Source organism: Enterobacter cloacae complex sp. ECL411 (genome assembly GCF_021869665.1).
GTDB lineage: Bacteria > Pseudomonadota > Gammaproteobacteria > Enterobacterales > Enterobacteriaceae > Enterobacter > Enterobacter intestinihominis.
On sequence record NZ_CP091486.1, the window covers coordinates 99,182 to 124,718 of the forward strand.

Sequence of the window (25,537 nt, forward strand, 5' to 3'; positions counted from 1 at the left end):
GCGATTCAGACATGTCTTGCCCAATATACTCAACATGAACTAGATCTGGTTGCTGCTCAGCTAAACAACAGACCGAGAAAGACACTGAAGTTCAAAACACCGAAAGAGATAATTGAAAGGGGTGTTGCATTGACAGATTGAATCTACAGACGAACATTTTGTCATTATGGACACAGCGCCAACAGGTCACACGCTTCTGCTACTGGATGCAACAGGAGCCTATCACCGGGAAATGGTGCGTCAGATGGGGCAAACGCATGACAATGTGTTGACGCCAATGATGCAATTGCAGGACCCGGAGAAGACGAAGGTGATTATCGTGACGCTTGCCGAAACGACACCTGTACTGGAAGCAGCAAACCTGCAACAGGATTTGCGTCGGGCTGAAATTGAACCATGGGCATGGGTAATCAATAGCAGTCTGGCTGCTGCGAAACCGTCCTCACCGTTCCTGGTAACCCGAGCCAGTCGCGAACTGCCGCTGATAAATGACGTTACAGAGCAGTTTGCAAAGCGTATTGCATTAACACCACTGCAGAACGAAGAACCAGTGGGTGCAGCTCTGCTGGCAAAAATGGCAGGCTAATAGATGGGGCTGCGGCCCCATCTTCTGTAGCCAAACTTTTGCTTATACAGATTATAAGTTTAAGTGCTTAACCTGCTGTCGCGAATTCCGGTAGTTTGTAAAACACCATTACTGGAGCAATTCGATGCACATTATCAAAGCTGAAGAACAGCACATTACCGCGATACGCAATATCTATGCTCACCATGTTCTGCATGGTACAGGTAGCTTCGAAACCGAACCTCCGGATATGCAGGAAATGCTTAACCGACTGAGGAGCATTCAGTCTCGGGGATTCCCATGGTATGTCGCCCTGCAGGGCGATACGATCATTGGCTACTGTTATATTTCCCGTTACCGCGAACGCCATGCTTATCGGTTCACGGTTGAAAATTCGATATATATTGATCCGGCTTATCAGCGCCAGGGCGTCGGAAAAGCACTGCTCGATCATGCATTAAAATGGGCCGAATCTCAGGGATATCGTCAGATGATTGCTGTTGTGGGTGACAGCGCTAACGTTGCTTCTGTTGCGCTGCATATCCGCGCAGGATTTACTGAAATAGGCACATTAAAGGACATTGGTTTCAAACATGGCCGCTGGCTTGACACGGTTTTGCTGCAAATGAAACTTGGTGAAGGGAATAGTACTCTGCCAGAAGGTTCAGGTCTTATGCCTTGAGGCAAGAATAAGGGGGCGTCTGCCCCCTTTATGTTTATTTCAATCGCTTACCTGTTTCATCAACGACTTTCTCGCCGTCTTCCTTAGCAAATGCGCCTTTTTGCGCATCCGGAAGAATATCCAGTACCACTTCGGAAGGGCGGCAAAGGCGCGTTCCCAACGGTGTCACCACAATCGGGCGGTTAATCAGGATCGGATGCTGAAGCATAAAATCGATTAACTGATCGTCAGTAAACTTATCTTCGGCAAGCCCCAGTTCTTCATAAGGCTCGACATTTTTACGCAGCAGCGCCCGTACTGTAATCCCCATATCTGCGATAAGTTTGACCAACTCATCGCGTGAAGGTGGAGTCTCAAGGTAAAGAATTACGGTCGGTTCATTACCGCTGTTGCGGATCATCTCCAGCGTATTACGCGACGTGCCGCAGGCCGGGTTGTGATAGATGGTGATGTTGCTCATATCAGTATCTCATTACAAAGTGAAAGAGAGACGTAGCGCCAGCGCGGCCAGCGTTACAAACAGCACAGGCAGAGTCATGACGATCCCTGTGCGGAAATAGTATCCCCAGGTGATGGTCATATTCTTCTGTGAAAGTACATGCAGCCAGAGCAGCGTTGCCAGGCTACCAATAGGTGTAATTTTCGGGCCCAGATCGCAGCCAATCACGTTGGCGTAGATCATCGCTTCTTTGATAACGCCTGTTGCGGTGCTTCCATCGATAGAAAGAGCGCCAACCAGCACGGTAGGCATGTTGTTCATGATGGAAGACAGGAAAGCCGTCAGGAAGCCAGTACCCAGCGTCGCAGCCCAGAGTCCTTTATCCGCCAGTACGTTCAGCACACCTGAAAGGTATTCGGTCAGCCCGGCGTTGCGCAGACCGTAGACCACCAGATACATCCCCAATGAGAAGATGACGATCTGCCATGGCGCACCGCGCAGCACTTTACCGGTGTTAATGGCATGGCCTCGTTTCGCCACCGCAAATAGAATGACAGCGCCTACAGCAGCAATCGCGCTGACCGGGATACCCGACGGCTCAAGGACGAAAAAGCCAACCAGAAGAAGGATCAACACTATCCAGCCAGTTCTGAAGGTTGCCAGATCTTTAATCGCCTTTGCCGGTGCTTTCAGGAGAGCCAGGTCGTAAGTCGGTGGAATATCATTGCGGAAGAACAGATGTAGCATAACCAGCGTGGCAACAATGGCTGCAATATCAACCGGCACCATTACCGACGCATACTCGGTGAAGCCCAGTCCAAAGAAGTCTGCAGAAACGATGTTTACCAGGTTGGATACGATAAGCGGCAGGCTGGCTGTATCGGCAATAAACCCAGCAGCCATGACGAATGCCAGTGTCGTGCCTTTGCTGAACCCTAATGCCAGTAGCATGGCGATGACTATCGGCGTCAGAATAAGTGCCGCACCATCGTTGGCAAACAGTGCCGCTACCGCTGCACCTAGCAGAACGATATACGTAAAGAGCAAACGGCCACGACCGTTACCCCAGCGAGAAACATGCAATGCCGCCCATTCGAAAAAGCCTGATTCATCAAGCAGCAGGCTGATAATAATCACGGCAATAAAGGTCGCCGTCGCGTTCCAGACGATATTCCACACCACCGGAATATCGCCCACATGCACAACGCCAGATATCAGAGCCAGTCCCGCGCCCAGCATTGCACTCCAGCCGATCCCTAATCCCTTTGGTTGCCAGATAACCAAAACAATGGTCAGGACAAAAATAGCGCCTGCCAGTAACATAAAACCTCCTGACAGGGCGACTTTGTCGCCCTGTATATGCCAAAAAATTAACTCATCAACTCTCTGAGCTTTTCAATACCGGTGGGCTCTGACGCCAGCACCGGAACAAGCGCTATACGGTCAGCATGCTGATTCTTAACAGCCTCAATCTGAGGCAGTTCCTGATGAGCACGCTGGCAAAGCAACGGAGAACGCGTATCCGCAATGGAAAGGCTGTTATTGATAATCCAGCCCCACGGATGAATCTCCGCTCTTTCAAGGTCAGCCTGCAGGTTTGCCGCTTCCAGCACTGGTGTGGTTTCAGGAAGCGTAACAAGCAGAACTTTGGTTCTATCCGGATCCTGAAGTTGCATCATTGGGGTAGTAAAATGACCTTTACTACCCATTTTTTTGGCAATCTCTCGGTGGTAAGCCCCGGTCGCATCCAGCAGCAATAGCGTATGTCCCGTAGGGGCGGTATCCATGACAACAAACCGTTTACCCGCTTCACGAATCACCCTGGAAAAGGCCTGAAACACGGCAATTTCTTCTGTACAGGGAGAGCGTAAATCCTCTTCCAGTAGCCGTTTCCCTGCTTCGTCCAGATCTCTTCCCTTCGTCTCAAGAACATGCTGACGATAGCGTTCGGTTTCATCGCGAGGGTTGATGCGGCTGACCTGCAGGTTTTTGAGGTTGCCGTTCAGCGTTGTACTCAGGTGCGCAGCAGGATCAGAGGTCGTGAGATGCACGTCAAATCCCATGTCTGCCAGCCTGACGGCTATAGCCGCAGCCATCGTGGTTTTCCCTACGCCACCTTTGCCCATCAGCATAATCAGGCCGTGTTCACTGCGAGCGATATCCTCGACCAGGCCAGAGAGCGATAAGTTTTCAGGCATGTACAGAGCGTTCGTTGCCGGGAGCGGTAACGCCTCAGAATGGATATCCAGCAGTCCCTTCAATGCGGACACACCAACCATATTGACTGGCTGTAGTAATAGGGTATCTGTCGGTAGCTCAGATAAACCGGCAGGAAGATTTGCCAGTGCCTCCTGCTCACGTTGCCATATCGCAGCGGCCAGGGCGTCATGTTCAGCTTCGGCTTTAGGCAGCACACCATTAATCACCAGGTATTGGTTTTTCAGGCCAATTGCAGCCAGTTCTTCATGGGTGCGGGCGACTTCCTGCAGCGTCGATTTTTGCAGTCGTGCAACCAGAACCAGGCGGGTACGTTCAGGATCGGATAACGCCTCTACTGCATGAGCATACTGCTCACGCTGCTTTTCCAGCCCGGCCATTGGGCCAAGACAGGAAGCACCATCTGGATTACTTTCAATGAAGCTACTCCAGGCACCGGGAAGCTGGAGAAGGCGAATCGTGTGGCCCGTCGGCGCTGTATCAAAAATGATGTGATCGAAGCGGGTCAGCAGGGTAGCGTCTGTCAATAAGCCGGTGAACTCGTCAAACGCCGCAATCTCAGTGGTACAGGCTCCTGAAAGCTGCTCGCTGATACTGTTAACAACGTCATCTGGCAGAAGACCTTTGATAGGATCAACAATTCTGGCGCGGTATTGCTGGGCGGCTTCCTGCGGGTCAATCTCCAGAGCAGAAAGCCCAGGAACTGCTGTCACAGGGCGAATGTTGTTACCGATAGCTTGGTCGAATACCTGGCCGACATTCGAGGCAGGATCGGTACTGACCAGCAAAACCTGCTTGCCCTGTTCGGCAAGGCGGATAGCCGTCGCGCAGGAAATGGAAGTTTTTCCTACGCCTCCCTTGCCAGTAAAAAACAGGTAAGGCGGGATATTCTGTAAGAATTTCATATGTCCTCCTGACATATTCAGCAACAGGAAGTATTACCACCACAGCAGCTGGTGGGAGCTAACCCTACCTTCTCCAGCGTAATACCGAACCAGCGAGCCAGCTCAGCACGTTTTGGGTATCGCCCTGCCATCACAGTTTCACCGTCCAACAGCAGTAGCGGAAGCCCTTCTGCTCCAGATACTTCGAGGAATGCTTTCGCTTTCTCATTCTGAACAAAGCTCATGGGCTGCTGCGCCAGGTTGTAACGCTCAACCTGTACGCCACGTCCTTTCAGCCACTGCACATCAGCAGAAAAATCAACCAGAACCTGATCGACATCTGAGCCACATACGCCGGTACTGCAGCACATTGCCGGGTCAAACACCGTTAACGTCTTCATTCTAAATACCTCACATTCGTAAAATCATATATGTTCAGGCAAATTTTTTAGATGCAAACAGCCTTACCGCTACCAGAGCAGTTTGCCGATGCCAGCTTACGGGCGATGGCCTGTACGTCGTCCTGTTGGCTTAACCAGGCCTGCTCAATCACCTGAGCGGCCCAGGAAGGAATATGCGGGGATAAGCGGTAGTGAACCCACTTGCCCTGTTTACGGTCCAGCAATAGACCACTTTCCCGGAGCATTGCAAGATGACGGGAGATCTTGGGCTGCGACTGCTCCAACGCCGTGCAAAGATCGCACACGCACAGCTCTCCCATCTCCCTGAGCAGCAGCACGATGCCCAGGCGGGTTTCATCGGAGAGATTTTTGAAGAGTTGTAAGGATGTTAGTAGCATCTGTCCTCCGGTTAGTTTAATAACAGGATACTCTGTAAGTCTAAGATCGCAACAATATATTCGAAAAATCATATATAACTTTTGTTGTGGGATTTTTTTATCATGATATCAGTAAGTTGCTTAACTTATTGATATTCATATTTTTATAAAATTCCCTAAAGGATGTAACCCCCATTCTGATATGCAAATAAAATCTTCAGGGATTCAAGAAATGTTGATAGAACGAACTTCTTATGGCGTTACGCCGATGCTAAACTGAACTAAAGGTTTTATTTGTATGGGTATGCTCAGGGGAAAAAGATGGCTAACGGTAAGGTTCTAAGACAGCTTATAAAAGCTGGAGCGACAGGTGATGTCGCGGCCTTCCGTCGTGTTTCGGAAGTGATCATTGAAGAAGAACGACAAAAACAACATCATCTTCTTGCCAATGACCTTGAACATATTCTTTATGGTGATCATGCGATACAAACCTCTCGAGTGCCCGCTGCACCTCCAGTGCCAGTGGACAAAGAGCGAGGCTTGCCCTTGCTAGATATTAGACAGCCAAGTCGTTCTTTAGATGAAATCGTACTACCTGAATCAAGTTCAGATGCTGTCGAAGAGATACTTGAAGAAAATCGTAGGGCTGATGTGTTACGCACTTACGGAATGAAAGCTATCAGTAAAGTTATTTTTTTTGGTCCTCCTGGGTGCGGTAAAACTCTTGCTGCAGAAGTAGTGGCTTGTGAATTGGATATGCCGTTGGCCATCGTCAGGCTTGATACTCTGGTTTCTTCATATCTTGGTGAAACTGCTGCTAACCTACGCCAAATATTTGATTTTATCTCTCAATACCCAATGGTTGTACTCTTCGATGAGTTTGATGCTATAGGTAAAGAACGTGGGGATAGTGGGGATCATGGTGAGTTAAGACGAGTTGTAAATGCTGTTTTACAAATGATGGATGCATACCAAGGAAAAAGCTTAATTCTTGCAGCAACAAACCATGAACATATCCTGGATAGTGCTATTTGGAGGCGTTTTGACGATGCTATTGAGTTTCCACTACCCGATAAACATCAGTTGTCAGAATTGATGAAACTCAAACTTCGTGGTATTCGCCGCCAGTTTGAGCTTGAAGACGATGAGGTTCTCTCACTATTCATTGGAAAAAGTGGTGCTGATTTAGAACGGATTGTAAGACGTGCAATCAAGAGAATGATTTTACGTAGCCAAGAGTTTTTGACTCTCAAAGATCTTAAGAATGCACTTTTACGGGAAAATATAAACAAAACTCGTCAGGGATAATAAATGACGGAACAATATCAACATCTTAGTATTGCTAAAGAATCTCTTCAGAACCCTAGACGCACACGCCAGTTCAAAATTCCGAGAACACAGCGTGCTGACTTGCGCTTACATGGACGCATTTTGTCTGAGCAATTACGAAGTATTACACAATTAGCTAATCCACAAATTCCAGGAAAGGATAATGATGGTCGGTATATGCTGAAGTTACAGTATACCGGGATGTTAGATATTGCTCATATGGATAGGCATGGAATAGAGTTCGTCAGTCAAGAAGATAAAACAATATGTATTGCCTTTGCTGATGAACGAGGAATCGCTCTTTTTGAGGAACACCTTTCACAGCTTGGTCACGCTCATATAACCTACCAGCAAATTTTAACCGCATTGGATAGCGTTGATGTTTGGACTAATGAGGATCGCAAAAGCTGGTCAGTGAAACAGTATGGGTTTCCTGATTCAGATTCCTTCGGTCTAGATGTTGAGCTGTGGCCGGTAGAAACGACACAACATCCTTCTCGAGCTCGGATCTGCGGAGAATTTGAAAACTGGCTCCGCGAAAATATGATTCATCGCTTGGATAGAATTAATCTTGATAGTTTGCTGATGTACCGGGTAAGAGTAAATTTAGAGCAAGCTGAAAAACTGCTTGAGCACCGTGATGTTCGAATGGTGGACCGTCTTCCTGTCAGTGGAATCTCGTATGAGAAACTGAACAAAGATATCAATTTTATCCCCGAATATATCCCATCTCCATTACCTAATGCCGTAAAAGTTTGCATCCTTGATAGTGGAATTAATACCGCACATCCATTATTGCGTAGTGCAATAGCTGAGAGTGCCTGCTTCGTGGATAATGAAGATGAATCTGACCATTTTGGACATGGTACTGCTGTTGCAGGTATTGCCCTATATGGTGATGTTGAGGCTTGCGATGCTAGCAATTTCTGGCAACCGTCAATGTGGTTATATAACGGCAAAATTCTTAATGCCCAAGGGGAATTTGATACTGCTACGATTGAAACAACTTTGACCGAAGCAGTAGAATATTTCGTTGGTCTAGGATGTCGTATTTTTAACTTATCACTTGGCAATGCAAATGCGCCTTACGATGGAAAGCACATCCGAGGTATTGCTTATGTGCTTGATGTGCTGGCGAGGCGTCACAATATTCTTTTCGTAGTTTCCGCAGGTAATTTTAATGGTAGCAGTGACCCTGATGTTCCAGTAGAAAGTTGGCGGGCAGAGTATCCCAGCTATTTAATCCACGATAGCTCAGTTATTATTGATCCAGCGCCCGCACTCAATGTTCTAACGGCAGGAAGTTATGCAAGGCATAATGCAACATTTGACGCTCAACGTCGTGCTGATGAAATTAGCCATTTAAGCCCTGCAGGTGAATATCAACCTTCACCATTCACGCGGCATGGACCTTCTGTGAAAGGTGCATTTAAACCAGAAATAGTTGCGCACGGTGGAAACTTTGCGGCACCTATGCGTAATGCTGGAGGTCAATGGCGACAACATGCCAGAGGACTTGGTGTGCTAAGCTGCCACCATCAATTCCAAGGAAGTACACTTTTCTCTGAACAAAGTGGAACTAGTTTTTCTGCACCTTATATCACGCACCTCGCTGCACGTTTACTCAATGAATATCCAGATATGTCTGCCAATATGTTGCGAGCTATGCTTGTCAATCACGCTGCGCTGACACCGCAGATGGAGAATACATTCTCAGAAGAGGTTACAGAACATTATAAATCTGAACCTTCAACCCGAAATCGTAGTGTTATTCGAGATGTCGTTGGATATGGAGTTGTTGAGGAAGATGGTTTATATCGCTCGTCCGAGGAAGTAGTTGTTATGATGTGTGAAGAGCAAATCTCTGATGACACTCATCAATTCTTTGAGCTTCCATTACCTACATCTTTTTTAAGAACTCAGCGAGCAGTAAGAGAACTGCACATTACTTTAGCGTATTCACCAGCAGTCAGGACAACGCGATTAGATTATACAGCAACACAAATATCTTACAGGCTTGTTAAAGGTTCTTCGTTGCAAGATGTTCAGCAATACTTTAATCATGATATACAAGATGGTACTGATTCTAGGAATGACGATGCGGTAAGCAATCGTTCTATTACTGCACAACAACGTGATCATGGTACAGTACAATCCTCTAGTTGGACTTTTAAGCAAAGGTCTCCAGATGAAAAGTGGTTTGTGGTTGTAACTAGAAATGATCGTGAGTGGGGCACCCCACTTAATAGCCAACATGAACCTTATGCATTAGTTGTTACTGCAACGGACAGAGAAAATGCTGAAGCTAATCTTTATGCCGAAATTGAGGCACGAATTCGTGAGCAGGAGCGCTCCAGGGCTCGGGTAAGTTAAATATAAAGTATTTAGCTTTTAAGCGAGAGGGAAAAAAAAGATTCTCAATCTCTATTATAAGAATGCTAATAGGGGGTGAGAATCTTTATACTGCTGAATTTTCACACACCTCGAGAGACTAAACTTTCTACATAATCTGCATACTTCTGCATCATTTCTCTCCGCCCCTCCAAATACTGCGCATGGTTGTAAGTCCCACGTATCGCGTTCTTATCCACATGTGCTAGCTGCGTTTCTATCCACGCTGAGTTAAAACCTTCTTCATGGAGGATGGTACTCATCGTGTGGCGGAAACCATGTCCTGTCAGCCTTCCTTTATATCCCAATAACTCAATAACCTGATTAACGCTTTCCTTTGAGATCGGCTTCGTTCGATCGTTACGTCCGACGAATACCAGTGGGTATAGCCCGGTAATAGGTTTAAGTGACTCAAAGAGCTCGACAACCTGATCCGACATTGGAACGATGTGTGGTCGTTTCATCTTCATCACTTCAGCAGGGATCTCCCAAAGCCGCTTTTCAAAATTGATATCCTCCCAGCGGGCAAAACGTAATTCCTGAGTTCGTACCCCTGTAAGCATGATGATTTGAGTCGCAGTCTTGGTAATAACGCTACCGGTGTAACCGGCAAGATCCCTAAGAAAGTGAGGGAGTTCTTCGGCTGTCAGGAATGGAAAATGTGTTTTCTTTGGTGTTGCGAGGGCTGTGGCGAGATCGGGTGCTGGATTGTATTCAGCGCGTCCGGTCACAATCGCATGACGGAATACTTCACCGCAGCGCTGTCTGACTTTGCGCATCTTTTCTAATGCACCACGCTTTTCCATACGACGAAGGGTTTCCAGCAATTCCATGGGCTTAATTTCAGCTATAGGGCGCTTACCGATGTAGGGGAAAATATCCTTTTCAAAGGTATCAATAATTTCATCGCGATAGCGTAATGACCAACGATCCGCTCTCAACTGATGCCATTCACGGGCAATAGCTTCGAAGGTATTTTCATAGTTAAGCTTTTGGGCAATTTTCTCTGCTTTCTTTACTTCACCGGGATCGCTTCCGGCAGACAGCAGCTTTTTCGCAGCATCACGCTTTTCGCGTGCTTGAGCGAGAGAAATCTCGGGATAAACGCCGAAAGCAAGACGCTTTTCTTTACCTGCGTAGCGATACTTTAAACGCCAGTAACGTGAGCCGTTGGTAGTTACTTCAAGGTAGAGGCCGCCACCATCAGATAGCTTATACGGCTTCTCTTTGGGTTTGGCTGTATCAATTTGTCTGACTGTTAGCTTCATTGGGGGCATCTCAAAATAGGGCTATAAATCATGCCCCCCATTATGCCCCCAGAATGCACTTGATTCTGGTAGAGACAGTAGACCTCGGGAGAACATAATCAGCTTTAATTGCGGGTATTATAGGGGATTTACTTGAGACAGTGGAGATCAGTAGAAGCTAATTGGCGGAAGATCACAGGAGTCGAACCTGCCCGGGAACGCTGGCGCCCCCAACTGGATTTGAAGTCCAGCCACCTCACCGGAGATGACGATCTTCCGCGCCTCGATTGCTACATGGAGGCGGGGCGCATTATAGCTACTTTCAGGCATTTACCACATACCCCACACCACTTTTTTCACCTCTCTTTTGACCTGAATCCCCCTGTTTCAGCTAATTCTTAAGAAAATCCTCAGGTTAGCATTTTGTGCTCACCAACCTTTATCCCGATCACAAAAAACAAGAAACGTAATCTGCTAACCAGAAAACGCAATACCCGCTCCTGAAACAATGGTTTAAAACCAATGCAACCGGTCTCAGCGCCCCCTACAGCGTGAAGGATAAAAATATGAGCGAAGTATTGTCAGTAAAAGAGAAGATTGGCTACGGCATGGGAGACGCCGCCAGCCATATCATTTTTGATAACGTCATGCTTTACATGATGTTTTTCTACACCGATATTTTTGGTATTCCCGCCGGGTTTGTCGGCACCATGTTCCTGCTGGCCCGCGCGCTGGATGCGATCTCCGACCCGTGCATGGGGCTGATTGCCGACCGCACCCGCAGCCGCTGGGGCAAGTTCCGCCCGTGGATTTTGTTCGGCGCGATCCCGTTCGGCATCGTCTGCGTGCTGGCGTATACCACGCCGGACCTCAGCCTTAACGGCAAAATGGTTTATGCCGCCATCACCTACACGCTGCTGACCCTGCTCTATACCGTGGTCAATATCCCGTACTGCGCGCTGGGCGGCGTGATCACCAACGACCCGACGCAGCGTATCTCCCTCCAGTCCTGGCGCTTCGTGCTGGCGACGGCGGGCGGCATGCTCTCCACGGTGCTGATGATGCCGCTGGTGAACCTGATTGGCGGGGATGACAAAGCCTTCGGCTTCCAGGGCGGGATCGCCGTGCTGTCGGTGGTCGCGTTCCTGATGCTGGCGTTCTGCTTCTTCACCACCAAAGAGCGCATCCAGGTGCCGCCGAGTACTACCTCCATGCGTGAAGATCTGCGTGATATCTGGCAAAACGACCAGTGGCGCATCGTCGGCGTGCTGACCATCCTCAACATTCTCGCCGTCTGCGTGCGCGGCGGCGCGATGATGTACTACTGCACCTGGATCATGGGCTCGCCGGAGGTGTTCGTCGCGTTCCTGACCACCTACTGCGTCGGCAACCTGATTGGCTCGGCGCTGGCGAAACCGCTCACCGACTGGAAGTGCAAGGTCAGCATCTTCTGGTGGACCAACGCCGCGCTGGCGGTGGTCAGCGTGGCGATGTTCTTCGTGCCGATGCATGCCACCGTGCTGATGTTCGGCTTCATCTTCGTTATCGGCGTGCTGCACCAACTGGTGACGCCGATTCAGTGGGTCATGATGTCCGATACCGTCGACTACGGCGAATGGACTAACGGCAAACGTCTGACCGGCATCAGCTTTGCGGGCACGCTGTTCGTGCTGAAACTCGGCCTGGCGCTGGGCGGGGCGATGATCGGCTGGATGCTGGCAGGCGGCGGCTACGACGCGGCAGCCAAGACCCAGAACAGCGCGACCATCAGCATCATTATCGGTCTGTTTACGCTGGCTCCGGCGATCTGCTACGTGCTGAGCGCCATTATCGCCAGACGCTACTACACGCTGAAAACCCCCTTCCTGACCAAAATCCTGCGCGAGCTGGCGCAGGGCGCGCGCCGCAATCAGGAGGAGTTTGAAAACCTGCCGGTCAGCAAAGAATTGCAGAACTAAGAGGACGTAAGCATGAAAATCAGTGATGGAAACTGGCTTATCCAACCGGGCCTTAACGTGACGTATCCGGTACAGGTGTTCGACGTGGAGCAGCAGGGCAATGACCTGGTGGTGTATGTGGCGCCGCGTGACGTGCGCGAACGCACCTGGCAGCTCGACACGTTGATGTTCACGGTGCGCCTGTTTGCTCCGCAGGAAGGGATTATCGGGGTGCGCATCGAGCATTTCCAGGGCGCGCTGAACAACGGCCCGCACTATCCGCTGAACGTTCTGAAGGATGTAAAAGTTGAGATTGAAAACAACGCCGAATTTGCCGAGCTGAAAAGCGGCAGCGCCAGCGTGCGCGTCACCAAAGGCGAGTTCTGGGCGCTGGATTTCCTGCGCAACGGCCAGCGCATTACCGGCAGCCAGCTGAAAAACAACGGCTACGTGCAGGATACCAACACCGATCGCAACTATGTGTTTGAACGTCTGGATCTGGGCGTGGGGGAAACTGTGTATGGCCTGGGCGAGCGCTTCACCGCCCTGGTGCGCAACGGTCAGACGGTCGAAACCTGGAACCGCGACGGCGGCACCAGCACCGAGCAGTCCTACAAAAACATCCCGTTCTACCTGACCAACCGTGGTTATGGCGTGCTGGTGAATCACCCGGAAAATGTCTCGTTTGAAGTCGGCTCCGAAAAAGTCTCCAAAGTGCAGTTCAGCGTGGAAGGGGAGTATCTGGAGTACTTCGTGATCGACGGCCCGACGCCGAAAGAAGTGCTGAACCGCTATACCCGCTTCACCGGCCGTCCGGCGCTGCCGCCTGCGTGGTCGTTCGGCCTGTGGCTGACCACCTCCTTCACCACTAACTACGACGAAGCGACGGTCAACAGCTTTATCGACGGCATGGCCGAGCGCGACCTGCCGCTGCACGTGTTCCACTTCGACTGCTTCTGGATGAAAGCCTTCCAGTGGTGCGATTTTGAGTGGGACCCGGTGACCTTCCCCGACCCGGAAGGGATGATCCGCCGCCTGAAAGAGAAAGGGCTGAAGGTCTGCGTGTGGATCAACCCGTACATCGGCCAGAAATCGCCGATCTTCCGTGAGCTGAAAGAGAAGGGCTACCTGCTCAAGCGCCCGGACGGCTCCCTGTGGCAGTGGGACAAATGGCAGCCGGGGCTGGCGATCTACGACTTCACCAACCCGGACGCGTGCCGGTGGTACGCCGACAAGCTGAAAGGCCTGGTGGAGATCGGCGTCGACTGCTTCAAGACCGACTTCGGCGAGCGTATCCCGACGGACGTCCAGTGGTTTGACGGTTCCGATCCGCAAAAGATGCACAACCATTACGCCTACATCTACAACGAACTGGTGTGGAACGTGCTGAAAGAGACGGTGGGAGAAGAAGAGGCGGTGCTGTTTGCCCGTTCTGCCTCCGTGGGAGCGCAACAGTTCCCGGTGCACTGGGGCGGCGACTGCTACGCCAACTATGAATCGATGGCGGAAAGCCTGCGCGGCGGGCTGTCGATTGGCCTGTCCGGCTTCGGATTCTGGAGCCACGATATCGGCGGGTTTGAAAACACCGCTCCGGCGCACGTCTATAAGCGCTGGTGCGCTTTCGGGCTGTTCTCCAGCCACAGCCGCCTGCACGGCAGCAAATCCTACCGTGTGCCGTGGGCGTACGATGACGAGTCCTGCGACGTGGTGCGCCACTTCACCCAGCTGAAATGCCAGCTGATGCCGTACCTGTATCGTCAGGCTGCGCTGGCCCGCGAGTTCGGCACGCCGATGCTGCGGGCGATGATGCTGGAGTTCCCGGACGACCCGGCGTGCGATTACCTCGACCGCCAGTACATGCTGGGGGATTCGATGATGGTGGCGCCGGTGTTCTCCGAGGCGGGCGATGTGCAGTTCTGGCTGCCGGAAGGGCGCTGGACGCACCTGTGGCACAACGATGAAATCGAGGGTAGCCGCTGGCATAAGCAGCAGCACGATTTCATGAGCCTGCCGGTCTATGTGCGCGACAACACGCTGCTGGCGCTGGGTAACAATAACCAGAAGCCAGACTATGCGTGGCACGAGGGGACGGCCTTCCAGCTCTTCAACCTGAGCGATGGCGCAACGGCGGTGAGCGAAGTGCCTGCGGCGGACGGTTCTGTGGTGTTTACGCTGAAGGCGTCACGTCAGGGCGACGTCGTGACCTTTACCTGCGCGGGAGATGCGCAAAACTGGTCGGTGTGCTTGCGCAACGTGCAGAAGGTCGGCGGCGTAAAAGGCGGTTCACATGTGGGCAGCGAGTGGGGTGTGGTGGTGAAAGCCGACGGGGATGAGGTGGTGGTTCACCTCTGAGCCGTAAAAATGCCCGGTGGCGCTTCGCTTACCGGGCCTACGGTAATTATGCGGTCTGATGCCCTCACCCACGGTAGAAGGAACCAAAACCTCGTAGGCCGGGTAAGGCGAAGCCGCCACCCGGCTTTTTACTGTGCCGGAGCCACCGCCGACACCATCCCGCCGGTCATCGTCTGCTGCACCTGCTGTTTATCCATATTTACCGCGCTCAGCTTCCCGTTCACCGTCGGCTTCAGCGGCGCATTCGCCTGCACGCTGCCGCTGGCGGTGAGCTGAATATTGCCGTCGCCCGCAATCGGCAGCGCTGGCCAGCCCCACTGCTGCAAGACGTTGAGTGGTACGCCGCGCCCGTTCAGGCTCACGGTGGTTTGTCGCTGTGGCAGCTGTGACACGGTGGCGGTCGCTTCCAGGATCCCTTTCTCGGTAAAGGCGCTCAGGTCGGTAATGTTTACCGTTGCGGCGTTGGCATTCAGCGCCAGCGACGGGCGTCGCACGTCGACGCGGTTAAAGGTTGCTGCCGCCCCGTTCAGGGTTGCGTTACCGCCCCACACGCCCCACTTGTGGTCTTGCGCCAGACGCAGATTAGCGCCATAACCGTCGAGGGAGGTGATCTGCCATGGGAACGCCGGATCGATGTCGATCACCAGGTTGCGGCTCAGGCCGAATTTTTTCAGCGTCACGCTGTTCAGCCATGCCGGAAGCGGATCCATCCACAGCGTTTTCCAGTTTTCCGGAAGCGTATATTCCAGCCCGGCAATGGCAACGTCGTCCAGCACCAGCGCGTTCCCGTCGCGCAGCCAGTTGCCGGAGGTGCGCACCATGCCCCCTTCCCAGCGGGAAGTGAACTGACGCAGCGCAATGCCCTGCGGGGAGAATTCCGCGTTCAGGATAGGATCAAAAAGATGCAGCGAGCCGTAGATAAATTCGCTGGCGTTCAGGGATAACCGTCCCTCCTGGCTTTGCCAGTCACCTTTACTCAGGGTGAGGTTACGCAGGCTGAGATCGAGGTCGGTTACCGCCCAGTCTGGCCCCTGTAGACGGGCATCGGTCACTTCCAGCCGCCCAATCTGTAACGAAGGCAGGGTGGAGAGAGGGGCGAAGAAATCCAGCAGCGATTTGTCGCTTTGCAGGCGTATCTCATTCAGACGCAGGGTGTCGATAACCCAGCCACCGTCGGCATTACGCTGAGCCGACCCCGTAAGCGAGCCGCGCGCCATATCGGCACCGATGGTATTGAGCACCACCTCTTTGCCGTTGAGTTGTCCCTGAATCAGCACGTTGTTGGCCGGTATGCCGTTGAGCGTGAGCGACCCGGCGCTCATCTGGATTTGCGCATTTTTCCCCAGTACGTTCCCCGCCTCGGGCTGCCACGGGCTGACGCCGCCGGTCACCTTTTGCGCACTGAGATCCCACTCCGTATTCGGGCTGTTAAAGGCCATGTTATTCAGTTGCAGACGATCGGCCTGGAACGGCAGCGGCGCCGTCTGTGGAGATAAATTCAGCGTGCCATCGAACAGGGTGATGGCGTCCATATGCAGCGGGTCGGTGATCTGGCGGCTGCTTAAGCCAATATCCACTTTTTTAGCGACCAGCGTGGCCGGTTTGCCATCTCGTCCGAAGGTAACGTTTTCCAGAAGAATGTGAGAAGGGGATGAAAAGCGGTGATCCATCAGGTCAAAGTTGAGCTCGTAATCGGTATTCACCGTGATCCAGCTACTGACCTGCGATGCGCCCCAGCGGGTCTGGAGCAGAAAATAAAAGGCGAGCACTACAATGAGCAGGGCTACCAGAAGATAGATAAGCAGCTTTCCAATAAATTTCATGGTCTTCCTTCCCGCGAAACGCACATAAGGGTGTTATGCACGATTTATGCGCAATGCTCAAGGCGGGAATGGTGTAAAGAGATGTCACGGCAGGCATTGACAGCCTGCCGTGTGGGGATCAGTTCTTTTCAGGCGGGAAAATGAGATTCAGCACGATAGCGGTAATACCGCCCGCGGCGATGCCGGAAGAGAGCAGGTTTTTCACCCAGTCCGGGGCAAACTGCAAAATCAACGGCTGCTGGGAGACGCCAAGTCCTACGGCGAGAGACAGCGCAATAATCATGATTGCGCGGCGGTTCAGCGGCTCGCGGGAGACGATACGCACGCCGGAGGCCGCGATGGTACCGAACATGACCAGCGTCGCGCCGCCCAGGACCGGCTCAGGGATGTGCTGCACAAACCCGCTTACCGCCGGGAACAGGCCGAGGACCACCAGCATCAGCGCCACCACGAAGCCCACGTAGCGGCTGGCCACGCCGGTCAACTGGATCACGCCATTGTTCTGGCCGAAGCAGGAGTTCGGGAATGTGTTGAACACCGCCGAGACAAACGAGTTCAGTCCGTTCGCCAGCACGCCGCCTTTCAGACGTTTCATGTACAGCGGGCCGGAGACCGGCTGCTCGGACACGTCGGAGGTGGCAGTGATATCGCCAATGGTTTCCAGCGAGGTGATCATAAAGACCAGCATCAGTGGCAGGAGCAGACTCCAGTCAATGCCCAGGCCGTAGTAGAGCGGCGTTGGCACGGTAATCAACGCGCTGTTGGTTGGGGTGGTGTTTTCCGGCAGCATGCCCAGCGCCCACGCCAGCAGGTAACCGGCCGCCATGGCGATCACCAGCGAAGCCACGCGCAGGTACGGGTTACGCTGGCGGTTAAGCAGAATAATGATCGCCAGCACCACGCCTGCCAGCAGCAGGTTTTTCGGCGCGCCGAAGGTATGGTCGCTCATTGCCGCGTAGCCGCCCCCGATGGAGGTCAGACCCACCTGAATCAGCGACAGGCCGATAATCATCACCACCACGCCGGAGACCAGCGGGGTGATCACCCGGCGCGCAAGGTGCAGAACGCGGGAGATGATCATCTCTGTGCAGCTTGCCAGCATCAGGGTGCCGAATAGCGCCGCCATCATCGTCGGGACATCTGCGCCGCCGGTTTTCAGTGCCGTACCGCCCATGATCAGCGGCGCCACAAAGTTAAAGCTGGTGCCCTGAATCGACAGCAACCCCGAACCCACCGGACCCCAGGCTTTAATTTGAATGATGGAGGCTACACCGGAAGCGAACAGAGACATACTGATGATGTGTTGCGTATCCTGCGCCGGTAACCCCAGCGCCTGACAAATCAGCAGAGCCGGCGTGATGACCGCAACGAACATCGCCAGCAGATGCTGGCAGGCGGCAAACAGGGTTTGAGGTAGCGGGGGACGATCTTCAAGGCGGTAAATCAGTTCACTGTTTTGCTTCTGCGCAATCGGTTGCGCATCAGCAGACTCCAGAGTGTTAACAGACATCGGCGGCAATCCCACGGTGGAAAAGCGGGCATTTTAGCTGACCACCTGGTAAAAGCAAACGATTGCCAGCAAAAAAAAGAGAGAAAATCTGCCGGTGTGAACAGGTTTTCTACAACGAACAGGAAAAAAAAATTACACTTTTCGCGCCGGCGGCTCATGACGAGCAACACCCGGCCCAGGATAACGCCGCGTGTGTATGGAACACGCGCATAACAGGAGCCTTTTATGATTCATCTCGATACGTTGTCGACCCTTGTTGCCGCAACGCTGGTTCTTCTGCTTGGTCGCAAGTTGGTACACAGTGTTTCCTTTCTGAAAAAGTACACCATTCCTGAACCTGTAGCCGGTGGATTGCTGGTGGCGCTTGCCCTGCTGGTGCTGAAAAAAAGCATGGGCTGGGAAATTGATTTTGATATGTCCCTGAAAGATCCGTTGATGCTGGCCTTCTTTGCCACTATCGGCCTAAACGCTAACCTCGCAAGCCTGCGTTCAGGCGGCAAGGTGCTGGGCGTGTTTCTGATTGTTGTGGTGGGCCTGCTGCTGATGCAAAACGCCATCGGCATCGGTATGGCGTCGCTGCTGGGGTTGGATCCGCTGATGGGTCTGCTGGCGGGGTCGATTACCCTGTCAGGTGGCCACGGAACGGGCGCGGCGTGGAGCAAGCTGTTCATCGAACGCTATGGCTTTGAAAACGCAACGGAAGTGGCAATGGCCTGCGCGACCTTTGGCCTGGTGCTTGGCGGGCTGATTGGCGGCCCGGTGGCGCGCTATCTGGTGAAACATTCCACTACGCCGGAAGGCAGACCAGACGATGAAATGGTGCCGACCGCGTTCGAAAAACCGGACGTTGGTCGCAGCATCACCTCGCTGGTGATGATTGAAACCATCGCCATGATTGCCATCTGCCTCACCGTGGGCAAAATCGTTGCGCAATGGCTGGCGGGAACGGCTTTCGAACTGCCAACCTTTGTCTGCGTGCTGTTTATCGGGGTGATCCTGAGCAACGGTCTGGCGCAGATGGGCTTCTACCGCGTCTTCGAACGCGCGGTGTCCGTGCTGGGGAACGTCAGCCTGTCGCTGTTCCTGGCGATGGCGCTGATGAGCCTCAAGCTGTGGGAGCTGGCCTCGCTGGCGCTGCCGATGGTGGCGATCCTGGCGGTACAGGCCGTGTTTATGGCGCTGTATGCCATCTTTGTTACCTGGCGCATGATGGGCAAAAACTATGATGCGGCGGTACTGGCTGCGGGTCACTGTGGATTTGGTCTGGGAGCGACACCAACGGCCATCGCGAATATGCAGGCGATCACCGAACGGTTCGGCCCGTCGCACATGGCGTTTCTGGTGGTGCCGATGGTGGGCGCATTCTTCATTGATATCGTCAACGCGCTGGTCATTAAGCTCTACCTGATGCTGCCGATGTTTGGCTGACCGTCAGGCGTTGGAATACCGCTCGGTTTCCGGCATCCAGCGTTCAATTAACGCTGCCGCCTGTTCGGGGTAGCGTTCATGAATATGACGCGCAAGGCGTTGTACTTCGGGGATCATGGCCTGATCACGCAGCAAATCCGCCACTTTAAATTCGGCGTTACCCGTCTGACGCGTGCCCAGCAGTTCGCCCGGGCCGCGGATCTCCAGATCTTTTTGCGCAATGACGAAGCCGTCATTGCTGTCGCGTAATACCTGCAAACGCATCTGCGCGGTTTTCGACAGCGGGGCTTTGTAGAGCAGCACGCAGTGAGAGGCGATCGCACCACGGCCCACGCGGCCTCGTAGCTGGTGGAGCTGCGCCAGGCCCAGACGCTCCGGGTTCTCAATAATCATCAGGCTGGAGTTCGGCACATCCACGCCCACTTCGATAACCGTGGTCGCAACGAGTAAGTGCAGCTCGCCCTGTTTGAACAACTGCATCACCGCCTGCTTCTCGGCAGGCTTCATGCGCCCGTGAACCAGACCGACGTTCAGCTCTGGCAGGGCGAGCTTTAACTCTTCCCATGTGGCTTCGGCAGCCTGCGCTTCCAGCAGCTCAGACTCTTCAATCAGGGTGCAGACCCAGTACGCCTGACGCCCTTCCTGCGTACAGGCGTTGCGCACGCGGTCAATGATGTCGCTGCGCCGCGTGTCCGGTATGGCAACCGTGGTCACCGGCGTTCGGCCCGGCGGCAACTCGTCGATGGTGGAGGTATCCAGATCGGCATAGGCCGTCATCGCCAGGGTGCGCGGAATCGGCGTGGCGGTCATGATCAGCTGATGCGGGTGGAAGCCCTGTTGCAGACCTTTCTCCCACAGCGCCAGACGCTGATGAACACCAAAGCGGTGTTGTTCGTCGATAATGACCAGCGCCAGGCCGTTAAACTGCACCTGTTCCTGGAAAATGGCGTGCGTGCCGACAATCATCTGCACCTGCCCGCTGGCAATGGCTTCCTGCTGCGCAAGACGTGCTTTGCCCTTCTGCTTCCCGGCCAGCCAGCCCACTTCGATCCCCAGTGGGGCGAACCAGTTACGGAAATTGTTGGCGTGCTGCTCGGCCAGCAGTTCTGTCGGCGCCATCAGCGCCACCTGCTTGCCGTGGGCGATAGCGCGTAAAGCGGCCAGCGCGGCAACCAGCGTTTTCCCGGAACCCACGTCGCCCTGCACCAGGCGCATCATCGGCACATTCAGCGCCATATCGCGTTCAATCTCGGCGGTAACCCGCGCCTGTGCGCCGGTGGGTTTAAACGGGAGTGAGGCCAGCAGCTTATCTTTGAGCTCATCATGCGGGCCTAAAGGCTGAGCGTGGAAACGCTGCGCACCGGCGCGCAGTGCCAGCATGCTCAGGTTATGAGCCAGTAACTCCTCAAGGATAAGACGCCGTTGTGCGGGGTGTTTACCGCTTTCTAAGTCTATGAGCTGAAGCGTCGGCGGCGGACGGTGCAGGGTGCGCAACGCCTCCGGCAGGCTCATCATGCCCTGCGCCAGCTCCGGCGGCAGCAGCTCGTTAATGGCGCAGGTATCGAGCAGCTCCAGCGCCTGGTCGGTGAGCTTGCGCAGCGTGGCCTGCTTAATGCCTTCGGTGGTTGGATAGACCGGGGTGAGCGTCTCCTGTAGCTCAGGTGAGCTGAGATCGCCCTGCACGCGGTATTCCGGGTGGATCATCTCCGCGCCGTATTTGCCCCGTTTGGCTTCACCGTACGCAAGTACGCGTCGTCCGGTGGCAAGGCTGTTTTTCATCGCCGCATTGAAGTTGAAAAAGCGCATGGTGAGAATGCCGGTGCCGTCGCTGATCTGGCAGGTCATCATCTTGCGTCCGCCAAAGGTGATGTTGCAGTTCAGCACTTCCCCTTCAACGGTGGCGTAAATAGCGGGCAGCAGATCGCCAATTTTATAAAGTTGAGTACGGTCTTCGTAACGCAGGGGGAGGTGGAGCAGGAGATCCTGCACGGTGTGCAGGCCAATCTTCGCCAGTTTACTGCTTTGTGCCGCGCCCACGCCCGTCAGGCTGTTGAGCGGTATGGCGTCCAGCAGGCGGCCTTTCATGATTTACCCTGCGTACTGCATGGTGGACCACCACTCGGCATCGGCTTCAATTTCGCCCTGCGCGTTGACGTGGGGGTAAGGCAATTTCTTCTGCTTCGCAACGCGAGCCAGCACCGGATAGCCACCTTCAAACAGCAGGCGCTGCTGCTCCTCTTCCGGCAGCATGCTGTTGCTGCGCTCGTACATTCCGGCATTCTGACGCTGGCGCTGCGCTTCATACAGGATCAGCGCTGAGGCGACCGACACGTTGAGTGACTGGACCATGCCGATCATCGGAATGATGATGTCCCGGTCAGCCAAATCCAGTGCTTCCTGCGTGATCCCCGTTTTCTCCTGGCCCATTAAAATGCAGGTCGGACGGGTGTAGTCGATCTCACGGAAATCCACGGCTTTAGCAGAGAGGTTGGTTGCCAGAACCTGCATGCCACGCCCTTTCAGGTGCGAGACCGCTTCACCAATAGTCTGGTGAGTTTTCACGGATACCCAGCTGTTGCTGCCTGCGGCGGTGGAGGCCATGGTACGCATACGTGCGCCTGGCCAGACGGCGTGGACTTCATGCACGCCGACGGCATCTGCGGTGCGAACGATAGCAGAGACGTTATGAGGTTTATGGACCTGCTCCATGCAGACCGTCAGATCAGGCTGACGCCTGGCGAGCATTTCGCAGATTCGCTCGTAACGTGTTGAATTCATAATGCTAGTTTCGGTTACGGGTGACTTTAATGACATCCGGCATCACGCGGATCTTGCGCATAATATTGGCCAGATGTACGCGGTCACGGGCGGTCAGGCGAATAAAGGCGCTGTAAACGCGGCCATCTTTTTCTTCAGTATTCAGGCTCTGAATGTTTGACGAGGCCGTGTTGATCGCTGCCGTCAGGTTCGCCAGTGCACCCTGGTGGTTAAACATATCCACCTTGATTTCAGTGATAAATTCCTGCGCTGTCTCTTTATCCCATTCGACCGCCATGAACTTCTCAGGCTCTTTCTGATAGCCACGGATGTTACGGCAAGATTCGTGGTGGATCACCAGCCCTTTACCCGGGCTGACGTGCGCAATAATCGGGTCGCCCGGGATAGGGCGGCAGCATTTGGCGAAGGTGATGAGCACCCCGTCAGCGCCTTTGATTGGCAGGTGACCATGATTTTGCGCGTTAGCAGGAACGGCTGTCGTTTCGCCCTGTTGCAGGTTCTTCGCCACGACCACGCTCATGGCGTTTCCGAGGCCAATCTCTGCCAGCAGGTCATCCAGCGAGGCGAGCTTCATACGCTCCAGCTCATGCTGAATGTTTTCTGGTGGGATCTCTGCCAGTTTGCGGCTGCCACCCAGCGCGTGATTGAGCAGACGACGTCCCAGGCTAACGGAGTCGTCGCGCTTGAGATTTTTCAGCAGCTGGCGGATTTTTGCGCGCGCTTTTGAGCTCACGACAAAGTTCAGCCAGGCGGCGTTAGGACGTGCGCCCGGCGCGGTAATAATTTCGACAGTCTGCCCGCTGAAGAGCGGCTGCGACAGCGGATAAGGCTGCCTGTCGACGCGGGCACCCACGCAGGCATGGCCGATATCGGTATGCACGGCGTAAGCGAAGTCGACCGGCGTCGCGCCCGCAGGCAGTTCGACAATGCGCCCTTCCGGCGTGAAAACGTAAATCTCATCCGGGAAGAGATCGGATTTAACGCTCTCGATAAATTCAAACGAGCTACCTGCACTCTGTTGCAGCTCCAGCAGGCTCTGCATCCAGCGCTGGGCGCGGATTTGCGCGGTGGTGCTGCTTTCGCCGCCGTGCTCTTTATAAGCCCAGTGCGCCGCGACACCCATTTCCGCCATCTGATCCATGTCTTCGGTACGAATTTGCACCTCAACCGGAACGCCGTGCGGGCCAATCATGGAGGTGTGCAAAGATTGATATCCGTTCGCTTTTGGAATGGCGATGTAATCTTTGACGCGCCCCGGACGTGGCTTGTACAGGCTATGCATCTGCCCCAGCACGCGGTAGCAGGTGTCAGAGTCGTGGACGATGACGCGGAACGCGTAGATATCCATGATCGAGTGGAAACGCTGCTCTTTGAGCACCATTTTGCAGTAGATAGAGTACAAATGCTTTTCGCGACCGCTGACGCGGCACGGAATACCGGCTTCCTGCAAGCGCCCTTCGATTTCAGAGAGGATCTTTTGAATCATCTCTTTACGGTTACCGCGAGCGGCTTTCACCACCTCTTTAATCACGCGATAGCGGTTCGGGTATAACGCTTCAAAACCCAGCTCTTCCAGCTCGGTTTTAATGTGATGAATACCTAAACGGTGCGCCAGCGGACTGTAGATTTCGAGGGTTTCTCGGGCGATGCGGCGACGTTTATCCGGGCGAAGTGAGCCCAGCGTGCGCATATTGTGGGTGCGGTCAGCAAGTTTGATGAGAATGACGCGGATATCCTGCACCATCGCCATGATCATCTTGCGAAAGTTTTCGGCCTGCGCCTCTTTCTTATCGCGGAATTTCAGCTTATCAAGCTTAGAGACCCCTTCCACCAGCTCGGCAACGCTTTTGCCAAACAGCTGTTCCATGTCCTGGTAGGTGGCAGGGGTATCTTCAATCACGTCATGCAGCAGGGCGGCCATGAGCGTTTCGTAGTCGAGTTTCATCTCGGCCAGAATACAGGCCACCGCTACCGGGTGCGTGATATAGGGTTCACCGCTTGAACGTGTCTGGCCCTCGTGAGCGTCACGTGCAACGAGATACGCCTGCTGAAGACGCTTAATCTGGTCTTCAGGCAGGTAGGTTTGAATCAGTTGATTCAGGCTTTCAAACAGATACAAGGGCGACCCGCAGGTTTAATTAACGACGACCTTCAGCAATGGCGGTTACGGCCTGCAGTTCTGCGGCTTCCTGCTCTTGCTGCTCCTGGCGCTCACGCACGTCGAGGATCTGGTTGTTGATCAGACCTTCTTCGATTTCGCGAAGTGCAATAACGGTGGTTTTATCGTTTTCTTCCGGTACCAGCGGATCTTTACCGCCTACCTGCATCTGACGAGCGCGACGCGCGGCGACCAGTACCAGGTCAAAACGGTTACCAATTTTCTCTACAGCGTCCTGAACAGTTACGCGTGCCATACTTAAAATGCTCCACAGGTGAAGAAATGACTGGGCATGATACTGAAAGTGGGTTCAGTCTGCCAACAGTTTGGTGATTAATGCGTCATGTCGCTGCTTCTGGCGGCTCATACGCAGACGTTCTGCGCGAAGGATAGTTTTGAGATCGCTCAGCGCGGCATCAAAATCATCATTCACAATAAGGTAATCATATTCCGCGTAATGGCTCATTTCTGCAACAGCCTGTGCCATACGCTTCGCGATAACTTCTTCGCTGTCCTGGCCGCGACCCCGCAGGCGGCGATCCAGTTCATCTTTCGATGGCGGTAGAATAAAAATACTGCGCGAATCAGGCATTTTCTTACGAATTTGCTGCGCGCCCTGCCAGTCGATATCCAGGAACACGTTCACGCCGGTCGCCAGAACCTGCTCAATGGTTTCACGCGAAGTACCGTAGTAGTTACCGAATACTTCTGCGTGTTCAAGAAACGCGTCTCTGCCAATCATCGCTCTGAATTCGTCGTGATTCACAAAGAAATAGTGTTCACCGTGCACCTCACCCGGACGCGGTGCTCGCGTGGTGTGAGAAACAGAAACCTGTGTATCGTACAGCGGTTGGGTTTTTAACAGTGCCTGAATAAGGCTGGATTTACCCGCGCCACTAGGGGCAGAAACAATATAAAGCGTGCCTTGAGCCATGAGAGTCTTTTGTATGTGTTAACGAAGAAGTCCTACATACGGGCTTATTATACACGTCGCCGCTGTGTGACGTAGCCTTTGTCAC

The 25,537-nt window shown here is 53.4% G+C and carries 19 protein-coding genes, 1 tRNA gene and 2 pseudogenes; 8 read left to right on the top strand and 14 right to left on the bottom strand.

Translation table 11 applies throughout. The features are described from left to right. Positions 1 to 6: 6 nt before the first annotated feature. The 3 genes and pseudogenes from L3069_RS00495 to L3069_RS00505 form a co-directional block, all read left to right on the top strand. Positions 7 to 141 (top strand): annotated as a pseudogene (locus L3069_RS00495) (IS30 family transposase); the annotation flags it as partial. Next, positions 137 to 586, top strand: a pseudogene (locus tag L3069_RS00500) (ArsA-related P-loop ATPase); the annotation flags it as partial. The pseudogenes L3069_RS00495 and L3069_RS00500, both read left to right, overlap by 5 nt. 124 nt (positions 587 to 710) lie before the next feature. Further along, positions 711 to 1,247, top strand: a complete 537-nt coding sequence (locus L3069_RS00505; protein WP_054627858.1) for a GNAT family N-acetyltransferase — start codon at positions 711 to 713, stop codon at positions 1,245 to 1,247. Between the two features lie 34 nt (positions 1,248 to 1,281). Here the strand turns inward: L3069_RS00505 and arsC are convergent, their stop codons facing one another. The 5 genes from arsC to arsR are packed head-to-tail and all read right to left on the bottom strand — an operon-like array spanning position 1,282 to position 5,586. After that, positions 1,282 to 1,707 carry a glutaredoxin-dependent arsenate reductase gene (arsC, locus tag L3069_RS00510; RefSeq protein WP_054627857.1) on the bottom strand — a complete coding sequence of 142 codons (426 nt, stop codon included), beginning with the start codon at positions 1,705 to 1,707 and terminating at the stop codon, positions 1,282 to 1,284. A 12-nt stretch (positions 1,708 to 1,719) separates the two neighbouring features. Beyond that, positions 1,720 to 3,009 (bottom strand): arsenite efflux transporter membrane subunit ArsB, encoded by a 1,290-nt coding sequence (arsB, locus tag L3069_RS00515; RefSeq protein WP_054627856.1) that lies wholly within the window; start codon positions 3,007 to 3,009, stop codon positions 1,720 to 1,722. Positions 3,010 to 3,056: 47 nt separating this feature from the next. After that, positions 3,057 to 4,808 carry an arsenite efflux transporter ATPase subunit ArsA gene (arsA, locus tag L3069_RS00520; RefSeq protein WP_054627855.1) on the bottom strand — a complete coding sequence of 584 codons (1,752 nt, stop codon included), beginning with the start codon at positions 4,806 to 4,808 and terminating at the stop codon, positions 3,057 to 3,059. Positions 4,809 to 4,825: 17 nt separating this feature from the next. After that, a complete protein-coding gene (gene arsD / locus L3069_RS00525) occupies positions 4,826 to 5,188 on the bottom strand; it encodes an arsenite efflux transporter metallochaperone ArsD (protein ID WP_054627854.1) in 363 nt (120 codons plus the stop codon). Between the two features lie 47 nt (positions 5,189 to 5,235). Then, positions 5,236 to 5,586, bottom strand: a complete 351-nt coding sequence (gene arsR, locus L3069_RS00530; RefSeq protein ID WP_054627853.1) for an As(III)-sensing metalloregulatory transcriptional repressor ArsR — start codon at positions 5,584 to 5,586, stop codon at positions 5,236 to 5,238. A gap of 300 nt (positions 5,587 to 5,886) precedes the next feature. Between arsR and L3069_RS00535 the strand changes: the two genes are divergently transcribed. Both L3069_RS00535 and L3069_RS00540 read left to right on the top strand, forming a co-directional pair. Next, a complete protein-coding gene (locus L3069_RS00535) occupies positions 5,887 to 6,873 on the top strand; it encodes an AAA family ATPase (RefSeq protein WP_032294507.1) in 987 nt (328 codons plus the stop codon). A gap of 3 nt (positions 6,874 to 6,876) precedes the next feature. Then, a complete protein-coding gene (locus L3069_RS00540; RefSeq protein WP_074147574.1) occupies positions 6,877 to 9,267 on the top strand; it encodes a S8 family peptidase in 2,391 nt (796 codons plus the stop codon). 101 nt (positions 9,268 to 9,368) lie between these two features. On the opposite strand, the gene L3069_RS00545 is transcribed toward L3069_RS00540, so the two are convergent. Both L3069_RS00545 and L3069_RS00550 read right to left on the bottom strand, forming a co-directional pair. Beyond that, the gene (locus tag L3069_RS00545; protein WP_063162107.1) at positions 9,369 to 10,553 is read right to left on the bottom strand and encodes an integrase arm-type DNA-binding domain-containing protein; all 1,185 of its coding nucleotides are present in this window, start codon (positions 10,551 to 10,553) and stop codon (positions 9,369 to 9,371) included. A gap of 162 nt (positions 10,554 to 10,715) precedes the next feature. Continuing rightward, a tRNA-Sec gene (locus tag L3069_RS00550) sits at positions 10,716 to 10,810 on the bottom strand. A gap of 288 nt (positions 10,811 to 11,098) precedes the next feature. On the opposite strand from L3069_RS00550, the gene L3069_RS00555 reads away from it, so the two are divergent. After that, a complete protein-coding gene (locus tag L3069_RS00555) occupies positions 11,099 to 12,490 on the top strand; it encodes a glycoside-pentoside-hexuronide family transporter (RefSeq protein ID WP_023299010.1) in 1,392 nt (463 codons plus the stop codon). 12 nt (positions 12,491 to 12,502) lie between these two features. After that, positions 12,503 to 14,821, top strand: a complete 2,319-nt coding sequence (gene yicI / locus L3069_RS00560; protein ID WP_038415016.1) for an alpha-xylosidase — start codon at positions 12,503 to 12,505, stop codon at positions 14,819 to 14,821. Between the two features lie 128 nt (positions 14,822 to 14,949). Here the strand turns inward: yicI and L3069_RS00565 are convergent, their stop codons facing one another. Next, positions 14,950 to 16,644, bottom strand: coding sequence for an AsmA family protein (locus L3069_RS00565; protein ID WP_038415017.1), 1,695 nt, complete (start codon positions 16,642 to 16,644; stop codon positions 14,950 to 14,952). 118 nt (positions 16,645 to 16,762) lie between these two features. Then, positions 16,763 to 18,154: a xanthine/proton symporter XanP gene (gene xanP, locus L3069_RS00570; protein WP_032626600.1), complete on the bottom strand. Its 1,392-nt coding sequence runs from the start codon at positions 18,152 to 18,154 to the stop codon at positions 16,763 to 16,765. Between the two features lie 225 nt (positions 18,155 to 18,379). Between xanP and gltS the strand changes: the two genes are divergently transcribed. After that, entirely contained in the window at positions 18,380 to 19,582 is a 1,203-nt protein-coding gene (gltS, locus tag L3069_RS00575) for a sodium/glutamate symporter (protein WP_006812438.1), read from the top strand. Positions 19,583 to 19,585: 3 nt separating this feature from the next. Here the strand turns inward: gltS and recG are convergent, their stop codons facing one another. From recG to gmk, 5 genes are read right to left on the bottom strand one after another with little or no spacing between them, the layout of a single operon-like run. Then, positions 19,586 to 21,667: an ATP-dependent DNA helicase RecG gene (gene recG / locus L3069_RS00580; RefSeq protein WP_038415019.1), complete on the bottom strand. Its 2,082-nt coding sequence runs from the start codon at positions 21,665 to 21,667 to the stop codon at positions 19,586 to 19,588. Between the two features lie 3 nt (positions 21,668 to 21,670). Further along, positions 21,671 to 22,360 carry a tRNA (guanosine(18)-2'-O)-methyltransferase TrmH gene (trmH, locus tag L3069_RS00585; RefSeq protein ID WP_032622047.1) on the bottom strand — a complete coding sequence of 230 codons (690 nt, stop codon included), beginning with the start codon at positions 22,358 to 22,360 and terminating at the stop codon, positions 21,671 to 21,673. Positions 22,361 to 22,364: 4 nt separating this feature from the next. After that, positions 22,365 to 24,479, bottom strand: coding sequence for a bifunctional GTP diphosphokinase/guanosine-3',5'-bis pyrophosphate 3'-pyrophosphohydrolase (spoT, locus tag L3069_RS00590; protein ID WP_022646616.1), 2,115 nt, complete (start codon positions 24,477 to 24,479; stop codon positions 22,365 to 22,367). Between the two features lie 19 nt (positions 24,480 to 24,498). Beyond that, positions 24,499 to 24,774 carry a DNA-directed RNA polymerase subunit omega gene (rpoZ, locus tag L3069_RS00595; RefSeq protein ID WP_000135058.1) on the bottom strand — a complete coding sequence of 92 codons (276 nt, stop codon included), beginning with the start codon at positions 24,772 to 24,774 and terminating at the stop codon, positions 24,499 to 24,501. Positions 24,775 to 24,828: 54 nt separating this feature from the next. Continuing rightward, positions 24,829 to 25,452 carry a guanylate kinase gene (gene gmk, locus L3069_RS00600; RefSeq protein ID WP_006177710.1) on the bottom strand — a complete coding sequence of 208 codons (624 nt, stop codon included), beginning with the start codon at positions 25,450 to 25,452 and terminating at the stop codon, positions 24,829 to 24,831. Positions 25,453 to 25,537: the final 85 nt, after the last annotated feature.